19 protein-coding genes are annotated in these 20331 nt (G+C 68.7%); 11 read left to right on the top strand and 8 right to left on the bottom strand.

Annotated elements, in window-relative coordinates; genetic code table 11:
- Positions 1-17: 17 nt before the first annotated feature.
- Genes ML539_RS03585 through ML539_RS03575 form a run of 3 tightly spaced genes read right to left on the bottom strand, consistent with a single transcriptional unit; the run spans position 18 to position 1789 of the window.
- Positions 18-251 carry a hypothetical protein gene (locus ML539_RS03585; RefSeq protein ID WP_243320717.1) on the bottom strand — a complete coding sequence of 78 codons (234 nt, stop codon included), beginning with the start codon at positions 249-251 and terminating at the stop codon, positions 18-20.
- A complete protein-coding gene (locus ML539_RS03580) occupies positions 251-724 on the bottom strand; it encodes a histidine phosphatase family protein (RefSeq protein WP_243320715.1) in 474 nt (157 codons plus the stop codon). Before ML539_RS03580 ends, ML539_RS03585 begins: the two co-directional genes overlap by 1 nt.
- Before the next feature lie 9 nt (positions 725-733).
- Positions 734-1789: an acyl-CoA thioesterase gene (locus ML539_RS03575; protein WP_243320714.1), complete on the bottom strand. Its 1056-nt coding sequence runs from the start codon at positions 1787-1789 to the stop codon at positions 734-736.
- Between the two features lie 141 nt (positions 1790-1930).
- Between ML539_RS03575 and ML539_RS03570 the strand changes: the two genes are divergently transcribed.
- The gene (locus tag ML539_RS03570) at positions 1931-3541 is read left to right on the top strand and encodes a DEAD/DEAH box helicase (RefSeq protein WP_243320712.1); all 1611 of its coding nucleotides are present in this window, start codon (positions 1931-1933) and stop codon (positions 3539-3541) included.
- Positions 3542-3615: 74 nt separating this feature from the next.
- Here ML539_RS03570 and ML539_RS03565 read toward each other — a convergent pair whose 3' ends face one another.
- A complete protein-coding gene (locus ML539_RS03565; protein WP_243320710.1) occupies positions 3616-6096 on the bottom strand; it encodes a PBP1A family penicillin-binding protein in 2481 nt (826 codons plus the stop codon).
- Between the two features lie 28 nt (positions 6097-6124).
- Here ML539_RS03565 and ML539_RS03560 point away from each other — a divergent pair, with 28 nt between their 5' ends.
- The 6 genes from ML539_RS03560 (at position 6125) to ML539_RS03535 (ending at position 13418) form a co-directional block, all read left to right on the top strand.
- Positions 6125-7003: an NAD(+)/NADH kinase gene (locus ML539_RS03560; RefSeq protein ID WP_243320708.1), complete on the top strand. Its 879-nt coding sequence runs from the start codon at positions 6125-6127 to the stop codon at positions 7001-7003.
- Positions 7004-7325: 322 nt separating this feature from the next.
- The gene (gene vorB / locus ML539_RS03555; RefSeq protein WP_243320706.1) at positions 7326-8726 is read left to right on the top strand and encodes a 3-methyl-2-oxobutanoate dehydrogenase subunit VorB; all 1401 of its coding nucleotides are present in this window, start codon (positions 7326-7328) and stop codon (positions 8724-8726) included.
- On the top strand, positions 8723-10153 hold the full coding sequence (locus tag ML539_RS03550) for a 2-oxoacid:acceptor oxidoreductase family protein (RefSeq protein ID WP_243320705.1): 1431 nt from the start codon (positions 8723-8725) through the stop codon (positions 10151-10153). The genes vorB and ML539_RS03550 overlap by 4 nt, the downstream gene beginning before the upstream one ends.
- A 23-nt stretch (positions 10154-10176) precedes the next feature.
- Complete coding sequence (locus ML539_RS03545; RefSeq protein WP_243320704.1) at positions 10177-10440, top strand: hypothetical protein; 264 nt, start codon at positions 10177-10179, stop codon at positions 10438-10440.
- A gap of 50 nt (positions 10441-10490) precedes the next feature.
- Positions 10491-11027 carry a hypothetical protein gene (locus ML539_RS03540; protein ID WP_243320701.1) on the top strand — a complete coding sequence of 179 codons (537 nt, stop codon included), beginning with the start codon at positions 10491-10493 and terminating at the stop codon, positions 11025-11027.
- Positions 11028-11342: 315 nt separating this feature from the next.
- Complete coding sequence (locus ML539_RS03535) at positions 11343-13418, top strand: 5'-nucleotidase C-terminal domain-containing protein (RefSeq protein WP_243320698.1); 2076 nt, start codon at positions 11343-11345, stop codon at positions 13416-13418.
- 81 nt (positions 13419-13499) lie between these two features.
- Here ML539_RS03535 and truB read toward each other — a convergent pair whose 3' ends face one another.
- On the bottom strand, positions 13500-14411 hold the full coding sequence (gene truB / locus ML539_RS03530; protein ID WP_243320695.1) for a tRNA pseudouridine(55) synthase TruB: 912 nt from the start codon (positions 14409-14411) through the stop codon (positions 13500-13502).
- The gene (rbfA, locus tag ML539_RS03525) at positions 14412-14813 is read right to left on the bottom strand and encodes a 30S ribosome-binding factor RbfA (RefSeq protein ID WP_243320693.1); all 402 of its coding nucleotides are present in this window, start codon (positions 14811-14813) and stop codon (positions 14412-14414) included.
- A gap of 52 nt (positions 14814-14865) precedes the next feature.
- Between rbfA and ML539_RS03520 the strand changes: the two genes are divergently transcribed.
- The 3 genes from ML539_RS03520 (at position 14866) to tpiA (ending at position 17722) form a co-directional block, all read left to right on the top strand.
- Positions 14866-15603 (top strand): class I SAM-dependent methyltransferase, encoded by a 738-nt coding sequence (locus tag ML539_RS03520; protein ID WP_243320691.1) that lies wholly within the window; start codon positions 14866-14868, stop codon positions 15601-15603.
- Between the two features lie 70 nt (positions 15604-15673).
- Positions 15674-16870, top strand: coding sequence for a phosphoglycerate kinase (locus tag ML539_RS03515; protein ID WP_243320688.1), 1197 nt, complete (start codon positions 15674-15676; stop codon positions 16868-16870).
- Between the two features lie 117 nt (positions 16871-16987).
- Positions 16988-17722, top strand: a complete 735-nt coding sequence (gene tpiA / locus ML539_RS03510) for a triose-phosphate isomerase (protein ID WP_243320686.1) — start codon at positions 16988-16990, stop codon at positions 17720-17722.
- Here tpiA and ML539_RS03505 read toward each other — a convergent pair whose 3' ends face one another.
- Positions 17723-18454 (bottom strand): zf-TFIIB domain-containing protein, encoded by a 732-nt coding sequence (locus ML539_RS03505; RefSeq protein ID WP_243320684.1) that lies wholly within the window; start codon positions 18452-18454, stop codon positions 17723-17725.
- Positions 18454-19200 carry a hypothetical protein gene (locus ML539_RS03500; RefSeq protein ID WP_243320682.1) on the bottom strand — a complete coding sequence of 249 codons (747 nt, stop codon included), beginning with the start codon at positions 19198-19200 and terminating at the stop codon, positions 18454-18456. Before ML539_RS03500 ends, ML539_RS03505 begins: the two co-directional genes overlap by 1 nt.
- 94 nt (positions 19201-19294) lie before the next feature.
- Here ML539_RS03500 and aroF point away from each other — a divergent pair, with 94 nt between their 5' ends.
- Positions 19295-20326 carry a 3-deoxy-7-phosphoheptulonate synthase gene (gene aroF, locus ML539_RS03495; RefSeq protein ID WP_243320681.1) on the top strand — a complete coding sequence of 344 codons (1032 nt, stop codon included), beginning with the start codon at positions 19295-19297 and terminating at the stop codon, positions 20324-20326.
- Positions 20327-20331 lie beyond the last annotated feature (5 nt).

The following is a 20331-nucleotide window of genomic DNA, read 5'->3' as shown; positions in this document are numbered from 1 at the left end:
GAAAGTCGGGACCGGCCTCATATCTGCACCTTGCTGTGTGGGCCCTGACTACCCCCCGATCGCGCAGGACATCTAGTCCTGCGCTCCCGCTCCTCGCTGCGCTCGGTCGCGGAGGGGGCCCCGTCCCACATGGTCGTGTCGGACAACAGGCCGTTCAGCAACACCAGCCATGGGCCATGGGGATTCCCCTGCACGCGGTAGTGGAGCTTCAGGCCCGAGGGCAGCGTGGCGAACGTAGGTTGGGCGCGCATCAGCCCCTCAGCTCTGCAGGCTGGTACTGCGCCTCGAAGCGCCAGGCGCCGTCCTCCCAGCGGATGACGGTGCAGCTGGCCTTCTTCACCTCGAGGCTGCGGCCCGTGAGGTGGAAGATCAGCTCGCCGAGGAAGGGTTGGTGGCTGACGAGCGCCAGGACACCACCCGGCATTTCGGCCGCCAGCCCACGCAACCAGAGATCGGCTTGCGGAGGGTTGCCTTCCGGCACGACCAGCAGGGACGTCTCCATGGGGAAGACCCCGGCGGCTTCCTGGAGGCAGGCCATGGTCTCCATGGCGCGCCGGTAGGGGCTGCTGAATCCCCTGGTGGGGCGGTGGCCGCGGGTCACAAGCCCCTTCATCGCCGCGCGGGTCCTGGTCCAGCCTTCCCGGGTCAGGGCCCGGTCCGCATCGCGCTGGCCAGGCAGGGCATCCTCTGCGATGCCGTGGCGGATGAGGAGGATCGAAGTCATGCCGTGATCTTACCTCCCCCGCGACGCCTTCCACGCCAGTCGTGCTTCCCGGCGGCGGTGCGCCGCGAGGTAGCGGGCGTCCTCCGCGTAGGTGGCTGGGTGGATGGTCGGCACCGGCTGGGGGCGGAGGTCGTCATCGACATTCACGAACGTGAAGACGCAGCTGTTGGATAGGTTCGTCTGGGTCCGGTCGCGGCTCACACGGATGATGTCCGTCTCCACGCAGACGCTGGTGCTTCCCGAGTAGACGGCCCGGCTGAGGAACTGCAGCTTGTCACCCATGCGCACCGGCTGGACGAAGTTGATCCGGTTCACGGCCACGATGACGGGCCGGTGGGGCGCCACCTGCTCCACGCAGATGGCCGACTGTTCGAAGGCCTGGCGGATGAGATGTCCCCCGAAGATCTTGGTGGGAACATTCTCGTGCTCCGGATAGGTGCGCTCCCAGCCACTGGTGACACACTCTGCCGCCATCAGCCCCTGGAAGCCGGGGGCATCCTGGGCCGCGTGCAGGGACGCCAGCAGGGCATATTCTTCGCGGCTGGGCGGCTCCTGGGCCTGATGCAGCTGCTGGCGGTAGCTTTCCCGCCGCGCGATGGCGCGCTCCCAGCGCCGGACCGCCAGGGCATCGCCGGGTTCGAAGCCAGGCAGGACCAGACTCTCCGCCCCGGCCCTGGCCGTGCTGCGGGCCACCATGGTGAAGTAGCAGGAGGCGATGTGGGCGGCGGGCAGACCCGCTTCCGCCGGGTGCTCCACGCGGATGCCCACCTCCAGGCTGGTGCGCCCCACGAAGTTGACCCGGGCCCGAAACACCAGGTCGCGGTGCACGTCCGCGGCGCTGCGCACGAAGATGTTGTCGATGGCCGCCGTCACCACCCGGGCCTGGGGATGGGTGCGGCGCACGTAGTCGAGGGCGCACTCTTCCGCGACCTTGTCGAGCACCTCGAGGATCAGGCCGAAGCGCACGTTGGCCGGAAGGTCCTGGTCGAGCACCATGTAGCGCCGTCGCAGGGATGGATCGGAACCCAAAGGGACGGTGAGGATGCGGTCTTCGGGATCAGCCATGGACCAGTATGGCGGAAGGTTGTCGGTACAGAATTGGAATATCCCTTTGAAATTACTGGATTTCGTGAGAGCCTTCCTGTTTGGGCCTCTCCCGGCTGGCGCTGTCTGCCATCTTCTGCGGGAACAGCCCCGGGAGACATCGTGAACGACCTGACCTTCGCAGCCCTTGGCTGCAGCGAAGCTCTGCTGGCCGCCCTGGCCAAGCGCGGCTTCGAGACCCCCATGCCCGTGCAGGCTCAGACCTTCAAGCCGGGCCTCGAAGGGCGCGACCTGCTGGTGCAGAGCCGCACCGGCTCCGGCAAGACCCTGGCCTTCGGCCTTCCGCTGCTGCACCGCCTCGCGGACGAACGCCATCCCCAGGCCCTCATCCTCGCGCCCACGCGCGAGCTCGCCCAGCAGGTGGGCGCTGAGCTGCACAGCCTCGTGCCCAAACTGCCCATCGCCTCCCTCGTGGGCGGCGTGAGCTACACGCCGCAGCTGCGCGCCCTCAGCATGGGCGCGCCCGTGGTGGTGGGCACGCCGGGCCGCGTGATGGACCACCTGGAGCGCGGGACGCTGGACCTGGGCCGCGTCAGCATGATCGTCCTCGACGAGTGCGACGAGATGCTCAACATGGGCTTCCTGGAAGATGTGGAGACCATCCTCGCCAAGGTGCCCGCGGGTCCCCAGACCTATCTGTTCTCGGCCACCCTGCCCGCCCCCATCGCCAAGCTGGCGAAGCGGTTCCTCAAGGACCCGGTCCAGATCCAGCTCGCGGAGGCCGGCGAACACGCCGTGCATGCCGACATCGCCCACACCCCCGTGCTGGTGCCTGACCACCAGCAGGTGCGCGCCCTCGTGAACCTGCTGCTGAAAGACGAGCCCAGTGCCGCGCTCATCTTCACCAAGACCAAGGCCCAGACCGAGGAAGTCGCCGAAGAGTTGACGGTCTCCGGCCTCCCCGCGGCCTTCCTGCACGGCGACCTGGCCCAGGCGACCCGCACCCGCATCCTCGGCCAGTTCAAGGATGGCAAGCTGCGCTACCTCGTGGCCACGGACGTGGCGGCGCGGGGCCTCGATATCGGCGGCCTTCCCCTGGTGGTGCACGTGGGCATCCCCACCCAGCTGGAAAGCTACATCCACCGCAGCGGCCGCACGGGCCGCGCCGGTGCGAAGGGCACCAGCCTCGCCCTCGTGAACTGGAAGGAGAGTCGCATCCTGCTGGCCTGGGGCCGCCGCGGCGGACTGAAGCTGGATTGGCGCGCCGTGCCCACGCCCGCGGAGATCCGGGAGGCCCAGGCCGCCAAGCTCCTGGACGGCATCCAGGGCGCCGCCAGCGCCGCCCTGCTCGCCCAGGCCACCCAGCTGCTGAAGGACGCCGACCCCGTGCGCCTCGTCGCCGGCCTCCTGGGGCTGGTCCAGGCCGAGAAGTCCGCGGGGTTCGATATCCCGAACGAGCCTGAGAAGAAGGCCAAGCCCCGCTTCGACACCCCCCGCGAGCGCAAGGAGGGCGGTCCCCGCCCCCAGCGTTCCTACGCGGAACGCAGCGCCACCCGCGGGGAGGTTCCCCGACCCGATTCCGCCTTCTCCAAGACCCGCCCCGACGGCAGCTTCAAGGCCCGCCGCGAGTTCGACGAGAAGCCGCGCCCCTACCAGAAGCCCAAGCCGGAGGCTGACACTCGCCCGCGCCGCACCTGGGAGGAGCGCCCCGCTCCCAAGGACACGCCCCGCCCCTGGAAGACCACGCCCGCGAAGGCGTGGAAGAAGAAGTAGCCTTGCATCCTCCTAATCTCCAGAACAAAGGGCGCCGATCGGCGCCCTTTGTTCTGGAGGGGGTGAACCACGGGTCACCCGTTCGGATCCGTCGCGTTCAGATCCACGGGCTTGGGTGCCTCGACCTTGGGGGGCTGGCCCCAGACACGGTTCTCCACGGGCTGGGCGGCCGCCTTGTCCCGGGCCTCCTTCACCTTCTGGATGGCCTCGGCGTCGCTGCCGGACTTGGGCACGGTCCCGGGCTTGAAGGCCAGGTGGAGCACCTTGTCGGCCGTGGCGGAGGTCGCCAGCAGGCCCGTGTAGCGGTCGATGTCCGCCCATTCCATGCCCTCGGGCGCCTGGAAGTCCTCCTTGGGGGTGGTGGGGAGCGCCGCCTTCATGAAGTCCACCCAGATGGGCAGCGCCACTTTGCCGCCGTCGGCCCCGCGGTAAATGGTCTTCTTTTCGTCCAGCCCCACCCACACACCACACACCACGCGGGTGGAGAAGCCGATGAACCAGGCATCCGTGTGATCATCGGTGGTGCCGGTCTTGCCGGCCACGGGCCAGTTCAGGTCGTTGCTCTTGGCGCCGGTGCCGCTGGTGGCCACGCCCTGGAGGCACTGGATGAGCTGGTAGGTGCTCTGCGCGTCCAGCACCTGCTCAGTGGCCGCTCCGCTGTGGGTTTCGAGAACGCGGCCATTGCGGTCCACTACCTTCTTGATGAAGAAGGGGACCGGCGCCTGGAGACCGTCGTTGGCGATGGTGGCGTAGCCGCGCACCATCTCCTTCAGCGTCAGGTCGGCGGAACCGAGGGCCATGCTGGGATAGGGGGGGATGTTGCTGGTGAGCCCGCACTTGCGGGCGAAATCGACGACGTTGAGGACGCCCGTCTCCTCCAGCGTGCGGACGGCGGGCACGTTCCGGGAATCCCGCAGGGCCTCCCAGATGGGGATGGGGCCCCAGAAATCCCGCTCGTAGTTCTTGGGCTCGTAAGGCTTCACGCCACCGCGCAGGGGCTTGTATTCGGAGGTGCCGTCCGGAAGGGTCACGGTCATGTAGTCCACCGTGTTGACGAAGCGCGTGGGCACGTCCAGGACCATGCTGGCGGGCGTCTTGCCGGCCGTGAACGCCGCACCGTAGACGAAGGCCTTCATGGTGGATCCCACCTGGCGCTGCGCCTGCATGGCCCGGTTGAACTTGGAGCGGTTGAAGTCGTAGCCGCCCACCATCGCACGGATCTCGCCTGTCTTCGGGTCCAACGCCATCAATGCGCCTTCCACCTGGGGCTCCTGGTCCAGTTCCAGGGTCTTCGGCGTGCCGTCATCCGCCGCCTTCACCAGAAAGAGGGGCGCGGCGCCGCGAGGCAGCAGCTTCTGGGGATCCTTGCCGATCCAGGCGAAGGCGCTGTCGGGGACCTCGAGGGTGGTCTTGCCGATGCGCACCTGGGCCTTGCCGCCCTTCCAGGCGAGGATCACGCCCCGAACGTTGTCGCCGGCCTCGAAGTAGCGCTTCCATCCGTTGAGTTGTGTCGTATCGGGATCCGTCACGAACTGCACGGCATCCTTCCGGAATCCGCGACGGCGATCCACCGCCTTCAAGCCATTCCGCACGGCCTCGTTGGCGGCTTCCTGCCAGTAGCTGTCCACGGTGGTGGTCACTTCCAGGCCGCCGTTCAGGACCTGCTCACGGCCGTACTTCTCGTAGAGGTACTTGCGGACCTCTTCCACCACATAGGGGGCCACGGCCTCCTCGCGGGCGTTCTCGCGGGCCAGGCGGATGGGCTTGTCCATCAGCAGGCTGGCTTCCTGCGCCTTGAGGTAATCCTCCTTCACCATCCGGAGCAGCACGTGGTTGCGCCGGGCCTTGGCGGCGGCGCGGGCCTTGGGGTCGGGATTGTAGGGGTTGTACCAGTTCGGATTCTGGACCAGCCCCGCCAGCAGGGCGCATTCCTCCACGTTCAGCTGGGGGGCGCTCTTGCCGAAGTAGAACTCCGCAGCAGCCTCGATGCCGTAACGCCCGCCGCCGAAGTACACCTCGTTGGCGTACATCTCCATGATCTGCTTCTTGGAGTAGGCCTTCTCCAGCTTGCGGGCGAGGATGATCTCCTTCAGCTTGCGGTCCAGGCGCTTCTGGCGCTTGGCGGTGACCGTGCGGATGAGCTGCATGGTGAGCGTGGAGGCGCCCTCCCGCCGCCGGCCGAAGCTGGTGATGAAGTTCACGCCCGAGCGCATGATGCCCCGGGCGGAGACGCCGCTGTGGCTCCAGAAGTCCGAGTCCTCGGTGGCCACGAGCGCGCTCACAAAGGCCTTGGGGATGTCGCCGTAGGGGATCACCACCCGGTGCTCCTCGGCGAAGATGCCGATGACGTTGCCGTCGTGATCCAGCACCTTGGTGATGGTCTTGGGCACGCGCAGGGCGAACAGCGTGAGGAAGCTGTCCGCGTCCCGCGAGAGCACGGACCAGGACACCGCCAGGGTGGCCGCGCCGGCCACTGCCAGGGCCAGGAAGGCCCACAGGGCGCGCCCGATCCAGCGCCGGGCGGGGGATGAGTGGGATGCCTGGTTCGAAGCCATGGGACAAGGATAGCGGTAGAGTGTTGCCATGCCCCAGCGATTGATCCTCGTGGCCAAGGCCAAGTCTCCGCACCTGGTGTCCACCTTGCGCGAGGCGGTGCCGCCGTTCCTCGATCGGGACTGGGCGGTCAAGGGCGAGCCGGCCCTGGCCGAGGCCTGGGCCCAGGCCGGCCTGCCCTCTGCGAAGCTGACCCTGGATCCGGATCTCGGCACGGCAGATCCCGTCGCGGACCTCTGCCTGGTGCTCGGCGGCGATGGCACCCTGCTGCATGCGGCCCGCCGCGTGGGCATGCGGGGCACCCCCATCCTGGGCATCAACCTCGGCTCCCTGGGCTTCCTCACCGCCCATCCCGTATCCGAAGCCGCCGCCACCGTGCAGGCCTTTCTGGCGGGAACCCTGGCGGCCGACCGACGTCCGACCCTGGAGGTGGAACTCTGGCGCGAGGGCCGTCAGATGGTGCGGCAGACGGTGCTGAACGATGCGGTGGTGGCCAAGGGCGCCCTGGCCCGCATCATGGACATGCACCTGCGAGTCGGCAACGAGGATGCCGGCCCCATCAAGGCCGACGGCCTCATCGTGGCGACGCCCACGGGATCCACCGCCTATGCGCTGTCCGCGGGTGGGCCCATCCTGCATCCCAGTCTTGAGGCCTTCGTGGTCGCCCCTATCTGCCCACATACCCTGACCCTCCGCCCTTCCGTGGTGCCCGCCTCGCGCCCCATCAGCATCACCCTGGAAGAAGCCGAGGACGCCCACCTCACCCTGGACGGCCAGGTGGGGCACCGGCTGTTTCCCGGCGATGAGGTGCGGCTCTGCCAGGCCCAGACACGCATCACCCTCCTCCAGCGCCCGGGCCTGGACTTCTTCGCCCTGCTCCAGCAGAAGCTGCATTGGGGGGATCGGTGATGTTCAGTCCTGAGTCCTCAGTCCTCGGTCCTCATTCTGGAATCTGAGCGGCCCGGCGGGCCGGCCCTTGGTTTCCTTTGGGCCGTTCAGGCGGGTCGGCGCCGACCTGGAGCCATCGGCGCGCCGCCCCCAGGACTGAGGACTGAGGCCTGAGGACCGGGGACGACCAGTGGTCTGTCCCCCACAGACCGCCCGCGCCGGGGCCCATTCCTGACCTTTCGGTCGGTGGCGGTCTGCGCCGGAGCCCGCTTGTGACCACGCGCACACGGGGTGGGCATGACACTTCCCCGTGGTAGGACCTGCGTCCCTGCATGGAGTTCCCATGGCCCTCAAAGAACGACCGAAACCTTATCTGCTGCCGGAGTACTGCAAGGGCTGCGGCCGGTGTCTCGACGCCTGCGCCAAGGATTGCATCCACCTCAGCGACCAGATCAACCCCCTGACGGGCCTGGTCCCGGTCGAGCTGGACCTGACGAACTGCAACGCCTGCGGCCTCTGCATGGACGCCTGCCCCGAGCCCTACGGCCTGCGGCCCGCCCATGAGGGCGAGATCCAGGACTTCGAACTGGAGGATCCCGCCAAGCTCTTCGGCGTGAAGCCCAGCGACGCGCCCGAGCCCGTGGACATGCCCTCGGAAGTGCTGCCGCTGCCCCGCACCGAGCCCCTGGTCATCAAGGGCACCTACGCCTCGGCCCTGGGCGCCCTGCTGGCGGGCTGCCGCCACGTCTACGGCTACCCCATCACCCCCTCCACCGAGGGCGCCGAGCTGATGGCCAAGTTCCTGCCCAAGCTCGACGGCACCTTCATCCAGGCCGTCAGCGAAGTGGCCACGGTGAACATGATGTACGGCACCGCCGGCGCGGGCCTGCCCACCATGACCTTCACCTCCTCGCCGGGCTTCAGCCTGATGCTGGAGGGCGTGTCCTACATGATCGGCGCGGAGCTGCCGGGCGTCTTCGTGGACGTCATGCGCGGCGGGCCGGGCCTGGGCAACATCGCCCCCGAACAGTCCGACATCAAGCTGGCCTGCCACGGCCTCGGCCACGGCAACACCCAGGCCATCACCCTGGCGCCCTCCACGCCCCAGGAGATGCTCGACCTGACCATGCTGGCCTTCGAGCTGAGCTTCAAGTACCGCAACCCCGTCATCCTCCTCGGGGACGGCTACCTGGGCCAGATGACCGGCAAGGTGCAGCTGCCCGAGACCATGATCAAGCCCGGCATCCCCAAGTGGGCGGTCTACGGCGACGCCATGCACCGGAAGAACGTCATCACGTCGATCTTCCTGACCGAGTCCGACCTCGAGGCGCACAACGTCCACCTGAACGCCAAGTACGAGGCCATGCAGGTGGAGGCTCGCGCCGAGTCCTTCCTCTGCGACGATGCAGAGGTCGTGCTCATCGCCTGCAACACGCCCGCCCGCACCGCCAAGGGCGCGGTCCAGGAGCTGCGGCACCAGGGCATCAAGGCCGGCCTCTTCCGGCCCATCACCCTCTGGCCCTTCCCCGTGGAGGACCTGAAGGCGGCCATCCAGGGCGCCCAGCGCATCGTGGTGGTGGAGGCCAGCGCCGGGCAGCTGGAGGACGAGATCCGCCTCGCCCTCAGCAAGGCCGGCGTCCACCAGTTCCCCGAGATCGAATCCGTGCGCCGCATGGGCGGCGTCCTTCCCCAGCAGAGCGAAATCATGACCCGGGTCCTGGGTCGGAAGGAGGTGCTCGCATGAGCAAGGCCAGCGTCTTCTACGACAAGTTCGAGCGCCACTCCCACGGCGAGGGCCTGAAGGGCCACGCCACCCACTACTGCCCCGGCTGCGGCCACGGCCTGGCCCACAAGTACCTGGCCGAGGCCATCGACGAGCTGGGCATCCAGGACCGCACGGTGGCCGTGAGCCCCGTGGGCTGCTCCGTGTTCCTCTACTACTACTTCGATGTGGGCAACACCCAGGCCGCCCACGGCCGCGCGCCCGTGGTGGCCCTCGGCCACAAGTTCGCCAACCCGGAGAGCGTCGTGGTGAGCTACCAGGGCGACGGCGACCTGGCCTCCATCGGCCTCGCCGAGACCGTGGCCACGGCCCAGCTCGGCGCCCCCATCACCGTCATCTTCATCAACAACGCCATCTACGGCATGACGGGCGGCCAGATGGCCCCCACCACGCTGATGGGCCAAACCAGCTCCACCAGCCCCTCGGGCCGCAACGAGTACAACGGCCAGCCCCTGAAGATGGCCGAGCTCATCGCGGGCCTGGACGGCCCCGTCTACGTGGAGCGCGTGGCCCTCTACGACGCCAAGCAGCGCATCAAGGCCAAGAAAGCCATCCACAAGGCCATGAAGCTCCAGATGGAAGGCCGCGGGTATTCCTTCATCGAGGTGCTGGCCGAGTGCCCGACCCACCTGAAGATGAACCCCGAGGACACGGAGAAGTGGGTCAAGGAGTGCATGGAGCCCGTCTATCCGCTGGGCGTAAAGAAGGACCTCACCGTCGATCCCTGGTTCAAGCGGAACGCCCCCTGCTTCAAGGGCGAGAAGATCCTCAGCCTGGCCGGGGCCACCTCGGAGCACCCCGAGCGCCACTGCAAGGGCTTCCCCACGCATCTGGCCCCCAATGACATCTCGCTGAAGCTCGCCGGCTCCGGCGGCGACGGCGCCCAGACGGCGGCCATGCTCATCGCCCGGGCCGCCATCAGCGAGGGCTTCGACGCCACCCACATCCCCAGCTACGGACCCGAGAGCCGCGGCGGTACGTCCTACGCCGATGTCCACGTGGCCGAGGACGAGGTGCTGAACCCCGGGTCGCCCGATCCCCAGGTGCTCATCGCCTTCAACGCCCCCAGCCTGGCCAAGTTCGGCCCCACGGTCCGCAAGGGCGGCTTCGTCATCTACGACAGCTCCGTGGTGACCGACGCCCCCGTGCTGGATCCCAGCATCCGGATGTTCCCCGTGCCCTTCACCGGCATCGCCACCGACCTGGGCAAGGCCGTGGTGAAGAACATCGTGGCCCTGGGCGCCCTCCAGGCCGCCACGAACATCTTCCCCAAGGACACCCTGCTGGGCGCGATCCGCACGGCCCTGAAGGACAAGTGCGCCCTGATCCCCCTCAACGAAGAAGCCTTCGCCTGGGGCATCAAGTCGGTGGAAGCGCTCGACAAATAGGTCCGCAATCCCAGGAGGCAGCCATGACGGACATCGCCATCCAGACCACCCTCAACGCTGAGGAATGGAAGATCGTCATGGCCCTCCGGGAGATCCCGGACAGCCCGCTCCGCGCCAAGGTCTCCGGCCTCCTGGCCGAGCTGGCGCGGTTCATCCAGCAGCCCCGCTGCCTGGGCATGCAGAGTGACGGTTTCCCCTGCGGGAGCCCCCACACCAGCTGCGAGGAATGCCAGCACATGCTGAACGTCCTCGACGATCTGGCCGGGAGGATCCCGCTCCAGGGCTGAAGGCCTTCCGAGGTGGGTTAAGCTGAAGCTCCAACCACCTCGAGGACATCATGACCAAGCTCGCCCGGGCACTGGCCTGCCTGATCGGTACCGCGGCCGTGGTCCAGGCGCAAGGCGCGCCTTCGGACCCCTGGGCCCCTGTCCGCTTCCTGGTGGGGGAATGGCACGGCGCCATCACGGGAGACCAGGGGACGGGAACGGCCACGCGCCGCTACCGCTTCATCCTGAGTGGCCAGTTCCTCCAGGAGCGGAGCATGGCCAGCTTCCCGCCCCAGCCCCTCCACCCCGACGGCACGGTGGCCAGCCATGCAAGTTTCCTGGCCTACGACACCGCTCGGAAGGCCCTGGTGTTCCGCCTCCTGCGCCAGGAGGCGTTCAGCGGCACCTTTGTCCTCTCCCCCACCCAGAGCCAGCCCACCAAGCTGGTCTTCGAAAGCGTGCAGCTGGACAGCGCCGCCACGTCGAAGGCCCGGGAAACCTTCGAACAGATCTCCCCCGAGGCCTATGTGGAGACCTTCGAGGTCGCCGAGGCCGGAAAGCCGTTCTCGGTCCGGAGCCGCATCCAATTCAAGCGGCGTCAGCCCTAGCCGGTGATCTTCTTTTGGATCTAGCCATTAATCGCTATTTTCATACCGTGAGCATGACAAACAGCGGCATTTGACGGCGGGTCTTGGAAAAGGACTTGCAGGACATCATCGGGTCCGCATATTTCCATCTGCGCCACCGTCTCCCCCCCGCTCCGCCGACAAGGCCCGGCTCTCGAACCGTCGCCAGGCCCCTTCCCTCTGGGTGGCGTGATCTGAACCTCCCACAGGGCCCCCGGGCCGCTTCGCCTGCGACATGCGGGCCGAGGGGATTCTGTGCCCGTGCTTCTTCCACTCCCTATTCCAGGAGGCATTGCCATGCGCAAGCAACTGCTGTCCTCCCTGCTGGCCCTGGCCGCCGCGATACCCTTCGTCACGTGCGGCGGCAGGTTCGGCGTCGACAAGGAAGGCAACCGAACCCTCGTCCTGCTCCACACCACGGACGAACATTCCCGCCTGCTCGGCGTGGGCCCAGAGGTCGACGGCTACCCGGCCCTCGGCAAGTCCCCCCAAGGGAAACTGGTGGGGGGCATCGCCCGGCGTTCCTCCATCCTCGCCGCAGAGCGGAAACGCGCGGACGTCCTGCAAGAGAGCAGCCTGACCCTCTCCTCGGGCGACAATCTCATGGGCACCCTGTTCCAGGCCGCCTCCACCACGGCCTCGCCGGACTACCGGGCCCTCAAGGCCCTGGGCTATGACGCCACCACCCTGGGCAACCACGAATTCGACGCGGGCCCCGCCTACCTGGCCGGCGCGCTCTACGCGGCCCAGGCCCAGGGCGGGATGGTTCCCATCATCGCCAGCAACATCCACTTCTCCGGGGATGCGTCAGCGCCCGACGCAGCCCTGGCCAGCCTCTACGATCCCACCGGCCAGGACGCCACCAAGCCCATCCGGCCCTACCTGGTGATCCGGGCCACCAACGGGCTGAAGGTCGGCATCCTGGGCGCGCTGGGGACTGTCCCGGCCGCCGTCGCTCCCCTCAAGGCCCCCGTCTCGTTCACCGTGCCGGAAGATCCCAACCAGGAACTGCAGACGCGGGTGGACGAGCTCCGGAACACCGAGAAGGTGGATCTGGTGGTTCTGCTGGCCCATGCGGGAACGGAACCCGACACCCCCGAGCTGGGCGAGAGCTACCAGATCGCCCGGAACATCGCCGGCATCGACGTGATCCTCAGCGGCCATGCCCATGTGACCACTCCGCCATTCCTGGTGGCCAACGCGACCACCGGGAAGAACGTGATCATCGTGGAACCCGGCTGGAACGGGGAGGCCGTGGAGCGGCTCGTGCTCAAGGTCAGGCAGGACGGGACCGTCCAGATGGATGCGGAGCAGACCACCCTGATCCCCGTGGATGACCGCACCCCCGCCGATCCCAGGATGAGGGACCTGGTGGACGAGGCCATCCAGGCCCTCGAAACCCCCGAAGAATGGACCGGCGCCGGCCAGTCCATGCTCGAGCGGACCCTCAGCGACATCGAGGGCGCCCCCGTGGTGAACGATCCGAAGGCGACCGGCGACCTGTTCTTCCGGAAGCTGGGCGCCACCACCTTCGAGCTGAGGACCAGGCCCCGCAAGGAGACTGGCATGCTCCGCCTCGCGGCCGACTCGATCCTCGCCGAGGCCGAAGCCTCCGGCGGGCCCACCCACGTGAGCCTCACCTCCTACGGCAACGTCCGGGACGGCATCCACCTTGGCTACAGCGGCACCATCGCGATGTCCGACGCCTTCAGGGTCTACCCCATGGGGCTGGGCCCCGATGCCCTGGGACACGACACCCCAGGCTACGGACTGGTGCGCGTGGCCATCCCCGCCATCGAGCTGAAGGCCATCCTCGAGGTGACCGCCACCTATCCCTTCGTATCCATCGAAGGCGCGGACCAGTACGTGCTGCCCTCTGGCGTCTCATTCACCTTCGATACCTCCCGTCCCGTCTTCGATCCGGCGGACCCGGGCAATCCCGCCAAGGGGCGGGTCACCCGGATCGCCTTCGCCAGCAACCACGCGGCCCTGGACACCTTCGACTTCCCGATCTTCGATTTCACCTATTCGCCAGTCGGATGGCTGAACGCGGACTATCCCTACATGCCGGTGGTCGTGGCCACGGACGTGTACCTCGCCCTGATGGCCCAGACCCTGGGGCTTGCCTACTGGCTGCCGGACGCCACGGCGGCGGATTTCGCCGGCGGGACCAACCTGGTGACGAACATCGGCCAGGTGATGCTCTTCCGGTCCACGGACGGCTCCTCGATCAAGGCCTACGAGGCCTTCGCGAAGTACGTGCGTGCCCAGTGCCAGGCCAATGGCGGCGTTCTCCCCTCCCGCTACGATGACTTGTCGGCCGAGGGAGCGGCGCCCAGGCGGGCCATCGGCACCGGCCCCGGCACGGAGTGACCCCCTGGTTGAACCCATCCGTCAGGATTGATAGGGAAACCGCAGGAGAATCCCCTCTCCTGCGGTCTTCGCCATTCGAGCCTACAACCCGCCCCGCAGGTTCGCGATGGTGCGGAGACCCCCGTCATCGGAGGGCCTCAGGAGGGCCACCAGCCGACCCTCGTGCAGGGCCCGCAGGGGCGCGCAGGGATCGGGGAAACCTTCGGGCATGGGCCAGGTCGCCGGCACCGTCTCTCCGGCCGGAATGACCCGGCCGTGGGCCAGATGATCGGCCTCCACGTCGGACAGCAGGCGCGTTGGGCACCAGGACAGCAGGTCTTCGCCGGTGAGCAGGCGCTCCCGGCCTTCGCCGGGATCCGCCCAGGGGCCGATGGCCGTGCGATGCAGCGCGGTCAGGTGGGCACCGCAGCCCAGGGCGCGGCCCAGGTCCCGGGCCAGGCTGCGCACGTAGAAGCCGCCGCGGCAGGTGAGTTCCAGGGTGCTGCGGCCAAGCTGACCCGGGCGTAGGTCGTGGGAGATCCACCGTGCGCAGAGCAGGAAGACCCGGCAGGGCTTCATCACCACGTCCTCGCCCCGATGCGCCTTCTTGTAGGCCGATTCGCCATCGATCTTCTTGGCGCTGGTGGCCGGGGGCACCTGGTCCGTCCAGCCTAGGAAGGGCACCAGGGCTGCGTCCAGGGATGCAGGCGTCAGGTGCGCGGCCGGGACCTCCGACACGGGCTTCCCGTGCAGGTCGCAGGTATCCGTCTCCATGCCCCAGGCGACTTCGGCCACGTAGGTCTTGGGCAGGGGATGCATCAGCTCCATGAGGCGGGTGGCCTGGCCCGCCATCACCAGCAGCAGGCCATCCGCGAAGGGATCCAGCGTGCCGCCGTGGCCCAGGGCCAGCTTCTTCTGTCCGGCCTCGAAGGCCCGGCGCTTGAAGCCCCGGATCACGTCAAAGCTGCTCTGGCCCACGGCCTTGTGGACGAGGTGGATGCCCGGTTCGATCATTCAAGATTCCGCGGGGTCCGCAGCCTCGGGATCCGCGGGCCGCGCGGCCCGTTCCCTCTCGATCTCCGCCAGCAGGGTCTCCATGTGGTTGCCTTCCTCCAGCGTGCCGTCCGGGAAGAACCGCAGCTCGGGGACCCGGCGCATCTTGAGGCGGGAGGCCAGCTGGCTGCGCAGGAACCCGGCAGCGCGGCCGAGGGCCTTGCGGGTGAGGGCGTCCTGGGCCTCCTGGTCGCCGCCGTTGGGGGGCAGCACCGTGAAGTACACCTTGGCCACGCTGCGGTCCGGCGAGAGGCGCACGGCGGTGAGGGTGAGGAATCCGAGCTCCGGGTCGCGGAGCTCGCGCTGGATCAGGTTCGACAGCAGGAAATGGATCTGGTCTTCGAGGCGTTCAGGGCGCTGCATGGGCTTCCTTCCGCCCCCATTCTACCGGGCTCGGAGGTGTTAGCCTTCCTCGATGGCCGACTGGTTCGAAACCTGGTTCGACGAGGACTATGCCCTGCTCTACGCGCACCGGGACGCGGAGGAGGCCAGTTTGGCCGTGGCCCTGGCCCTGCGCGAGGCCCCGGAGCTGGCGCGCGGCCCCGTGCTGGACCTGGGCTGCGGTGCGGGCCGTCACCTGGAGGTCCTGCGGCGGACCAACCCGCAGGCCTTCGGCATGGATCTCTCCGCCGCCCTGCTCCGCCGGGCTGCCGCACGGCTTCGACCCTGGCTCCTCCGCGGTGACATGCGCGCCCTGCCGGTGAAGGACGGGGCACTCTCCGGCGCCTGCCTCTGGTTCACCCCCTTCGGCTACTTCTCCGATGCCCAGAACCGTGCGCTGATGCTGGACCTCGGGCGTGTCCTCCGCCCTGGCGGCGCGCTCCTCATGGACTACCTCAATGCGGGGCTGGTGGCGCGCGAGCTGGTGCCCGAGGACACGCTGGAACGCTCGGGCGTTCGGGTCCAGAGCCGCCGCGCCATCGAGGGCGGCCGCATCGTGAAGCGCATGACGATCACGCAAGTGGACACAGGCGAGACCCGCCAGGTCCTGGAGAGCGTGCGCCTCTACCAGCCCACCGACATCGAGGCCCTGGCCACCGACGCTGGGCTGCGGTTGCGGACCGTGAAGGGCACCTACGCCGGAGGCTCCTTCACCGAGGACAGCCCCCGCTGGATCGGCCTCTTCGAGAAGCTTCCGACAGCTGAGAGCTGAGAGCTGACAGCCGATAGCTGACAACCGCATCTTCCGTCAGAATGGATCTTTCCAAGAGCAAGGAGCAGCCATGGGCTTCCAGTCGGTGCGGGATCTCAATGTGAAGGGCCATCGCGTCTTCCTGAGGGCGGACCTCAACGTGCCGCTCAAGGAGGGCCACATCACCGATGCCACCCGGATCCGCGAGACGCTCCCCACGCTGAAGTGCCTGCTGGAGGGCGGCGCCTCCGTGGTGCTCGCCTCCCACCTGGGCCGCCCCGAGGGCAAGGGCTTCGAGGCCGCCTTCAGCGCCGCCCCCGTGGCCGCCTGGCTGAAGGAGCAGGGCTTCGACTGCCGCCTGGCCAGCTACGTGAACGGCGAGGCCGTGGAGGCCGAGGCCGAGGCCCTGAAGCCCGGCCAGGTCCTGCTGCTGGAGAACCTGCGCTTCGAGAAGGGCGAGACGAAGAACAAGGAGGACTTCGCCGCCAGCCTGGCGAAGCTGGCGGACACCTACGTGAACGACGCCTTCGGCGCGGCCCACCGGGCCCACGCCTCGGTGAGCGGCATGGTCGCGCACTTCCCCAAGGACCGCGTGGCCGCGGGCTTCCTCATGGAGAAGGAGCTGAAGGCCCTCGGGAAAGTCACGGAGAACCCGGACAAGCCCCTGGTGGTGATCTTCGGTGGCGCCAAGGTGAGCGACAAGATCGAGCTCATCCAGAACTTCCTGGGCAAGGCCGACGCCATCCTCGTGGGCGGGGCCATGAGCTACACCTTCCTCAAGGCCCAGGGCTTCCAGATCGGCAAGAGCCTCTGTGAGGAGGACAAGCTGGAGCTGGCCCTGGACCTGCTGAAGCAGGCCGAGGCGAAGGGCACGCGCCTGCTGCTGCCCCTGGACCACGTGACGGCCGCCGAGTTCAAGGAGGACGCGGACTGCGCCATCACCGTGGACCAGAACATCCCCGCGGACCGCATGGCCCTGGACATCGGACCCGAGACCGTGGCCGCCTACGCCGGGGAGATCCGCGCCGCCAAGAGCCTCCTCTGGAACGGCCCCATGGGCGTCTTCGAGATGGCCTCGTACGCCGCTGGAACCCTGAGTGTGGCCGAGGAGCTGGCCGAGGCCGCCGGCAAGGGGGCCTTCGTGCTGGTGGGCGGTGGCGATAGCGTGGCCGCCGTGAACAAGGCCGGGGTGGCCACCCGCATGAGCCATGTTTCCACGGGGGGCGGCGCCAGCCTGGAGTTCCTCAGTGGCCTGGAACTGCCCGGCGTCGCGGCCCTTCAGCGCTGAACAACCCCAGGGCAGGACATGCCCAGTCCGTGAATCACTGGTAGCCTCTAGGTCTCCCCCAGCGGATTGCCGCGCCCTGCTGCCGTCGACCGGCCCTGTGCCACTCAGGAGGTTTCCATGCGCTTTGTCGTCGCCAACTGGAAGATGAATTTCCTGTCCAACCAGGCCCGCAACTTCTGCGAGGCCTTCCTGGCGGATTACGCCCCATCGCCCTCGGTGACGGCTGCCATCGCCCCGCCCTTCCACCTCCTCCGGCCGGTGGCCGACAGCCTCCGGAGCCGCCAGGTACGGGTCTTCGGGCAGAACGGCCACGCGGAACCCAAGGGCGCCTACACGGGCGAGATCTCCATGGCCCAGCTGCAGGACTGCGGCTGCTCGGGGGTGATCCTGGGCCACAGTGAGCGCCGCCAGCTCTTCGGGGAAACCGACGAGGCCCTGGTAGCCAAGGTGAAGGCCGCCCGGGACTGGAATCTGCTCCCCCTGCTCTGCGTGGGCGAGACCCTCGAGGAGCGGAAACAGGGCCGGACCCTGGAGGTTCTCGGCCGCCAGCTCTCCATCCTGGCGAAGACCGGCCCCACGCCCCTCTGGGTGGCCTACGAGCCGGTGTGGGCGATCGGCACGGGCCTCCGCGCGGAAGTTGGGCAGATCCGCCAGGCCCACGGGTTCATCAACACGAAGATCGCTGAACACATGAGCCTGAATTTCGGCCCGGTACCCATCCTCTACGGCGGCAGCATCACCCCCGAGAACTTCCCAGAGCTGCTGGAGATCCCCGAGGTGGCCGGCGGTCTCGTGGGCGGCGCCAGCCTGGATCCCGCCAAGTTCGGCGCCCTGGTGAAGCAGGCGGGCTGATCAATCCCGATCGAGGAAGCGGCCCGCCACCTCCAGGGCGAGCCCCATCAACCCGGCGGCCGTGAGCCATGAAGGCGGCGCGCCGGTCTGCGGCTCGAGATCCAGGCCGGCCGCGGGCTGCGGCGCCTGGGCCCGCCGGGCCTCCTTCAGGTCCTCCAGCTCCCGTGCCCGTGCACGGTCCAGGCCACCACCCGCGATGAAGGCGAGCAGGCGGCGCAGCTCGTCGCGGTCGAACCAGAGACCGTGGGCCTTGCAGACATCCAGCACCACACCGGACCGCCGGGCGTAGTTCACCCGGTTCATGCGCTGCCCGCAGGCGGGACAAGGACGGTACTGCACTGGCTCCAGCGCCGCGGCGGACGAGAGCGGCGGCGCCGGAAGGGCTCCCAGCACGGCACCTTGGCGCTCCCGGCTGGCGCCCAGCTGCTCGAACACGGTCCGGTCCAGCCACAGGCCGCCGCAGGCCAGGCAGCCCTGCGTGTCGAGGCCTCCGACCTGGCTGGCGGCAAGCGGCTTCGCGCAGGCGGGACAGGGGGACCCGTCGGCCACGGTCGGCGTCCTGGGGACCATCGCCGCGCCGCAGGAAGGGCAGTGGTCCGCCGAGAGCGGCACCAAGGCGAAACAGGCGGGGCAGGCCACCGTGGCGAGTTGGGCGTGGCAATAGGGGCACTGGGGCACGTCCGGCGGGACCGGTGCGCCGCAGCCGGGGCAGCGGAGGGCCTTGGCTTCCATCAGTCCTGCTTCGGTTCGGGCTTAGAAGGCGCGGGCTCATCCTTCTTGGCAGCGGGCTCCTGATAGAAGCGCTGCTCCGCCAGCCGCATCCAGTGGAACTCGGAGGAAAGTTTCTGCACCACGACGCGGGCGAAGCCCTTGGCCTCCTCCTCGCGGATGCGGCCGTCATCGTCCCGCGAGCCGGGCGGCAGCGGATCCATGGCCTCGACCACCTCGGAGGGCTCGATGGCCTCGGTCCATAGCGGTTCAGGGTTCCCCGGCTGCACCAGCCGGACTTGGGCCCGGACCACCTGGGGACGATAGCCCAGCCGGTCCCGGGTGTTCTGCTGCGCCATGGCCGCCTGGCTGCCGGCCCAAAGCCCCCAGAAGAGCCCGTCCACGACGCCCCAGCCCCGGTTGCCCGAAGCGGCGCTCAGGGCGCCCACGGAGGCCCCCACCGCCACGCCCACTGCCGTGGGACTGGGCTGGCCAGGGGCAGGAGAGACATCCCGGATATCCACCTGGAGTTCCGCCGACCCCACCGGCGGCTTCACGCCCTCGGGCACCACCACCACGCGGGTGGCCAGATGGGCTCGCAGCGCCGAGGCGTATTCCTTCTGGAAGGACTCCCGGTCCGCCAGGCCCGACGGCAGGCTCACAGACACGCTCACGGGACCGGGCTGTCGCCGGAAGGCCTCCACCTCGGGGCGGACGCAGCCAACGGCCAGCGAGAGAGGAACGAGGAGCAGGATGGGGGCGCGCCGCATGGGACCTCCGCGCCCAAGTCTGGGGGCGCCTGCGCCCTGTGTCCAGGCGCTCGTCCCACCTGGGCGCTAGAATCGAGCTTCCCTGCGAGGCCGCATGCTCATCCTCATGGAACCCACCGCCACCCGTGAAGAGGTCGGCGAAGTCATGGCCCTGCTGGAATCCGCCGGTATCCGCTGCCAGGTGAACGAGACGCCGGAGGCCCTCAGCATCGTGGCGCCGAACGCCTCCAAGGCGCTGAAGCCTGATCGCATCGAGCCCATGGCGGGCGTGCGCCGGGTGGTGCCCATCACCAGTCCCTACAAGCTCGCCAGCGCGGACGCGGCCGCAGGCCGCACGGTGGTGGACGTGCGTGGCGTGAGGATCGGCGGGCCCGATCTGGTGCTGGTGGGGGGTCCTTGCGGCGTCGAGAGCCGGGAGCAGCTCTTCACTGTGGCCCGCTACGTGGCGGAAGCCGGCGTGAAGCTCCTCCGGGCCGGCGCCTTCAAGCCCCGGACCAGCCCCTACGCCTTCCAGGGCCTGGGCATGGAGGGCCTGCGCCTGCTGGAGGAGGTCCGGGCCGAGTTCGACCTGGGCATCGTGACCGAGGCCACGGAAGTCGAAACCTTCGACGATGTGGAGCGCAGCGCGGACATGGTTCAGATCGGCGCGCGCAACATGCAGAACTTCGCCCTGCTGCGCAGGGCCGGGCGCAGCGAGAAGCCCGTGCTCCTCAAGCGGGGTCCCGCCGCCACCCTGGAGGAATGGCTCTACGCCGCGGAGTACGTGCTGGGCGAGGGCAACCGCAACCTGGTGCTCTGCGAGCGCGGCATCCGCACCTGGTCCGATCACGCCCGCAACACGCTGGATGTGAGCGTGGTCCCGGCCGCGAAGGCCCTCACGCACCTGCCGGTCATGGTGGATCCGAGCCATGCCACGGGGCGACGCGACCTGGTGATCCCCTGCGGCCTGGCGGGCGTGGCCGCAGGTGCGGATGGCCTCCTGGTGGAGACCCACTGCAACCCCGAGAAAGCTCTGAGCGACGGGCCGCAGGCCCTGCTGCCCTCGGATTTCATCCGCCTGGTGGAGCGGGCCAGGGCCGTGCACCAGGCCCTGCGGGCTCCCAGCCTCACAGGGCTCTGGATGTAGGTTCC

This window comes from Geothrix sp. SG200 (assembly GCF_022808935.1).
In the GTDB taxonomy this organism is placed as follows: domain Bacteria; phylum Acidobacteriota; class Holophagae; order Holophagales; family Holophagaceae; genus Geothrix; species Geothrix alkalitolerans.
Note: the sequence above shows the minus strand (reverse complement) of the source record. Positions and strands in the feature narration are given on the sequence as shown.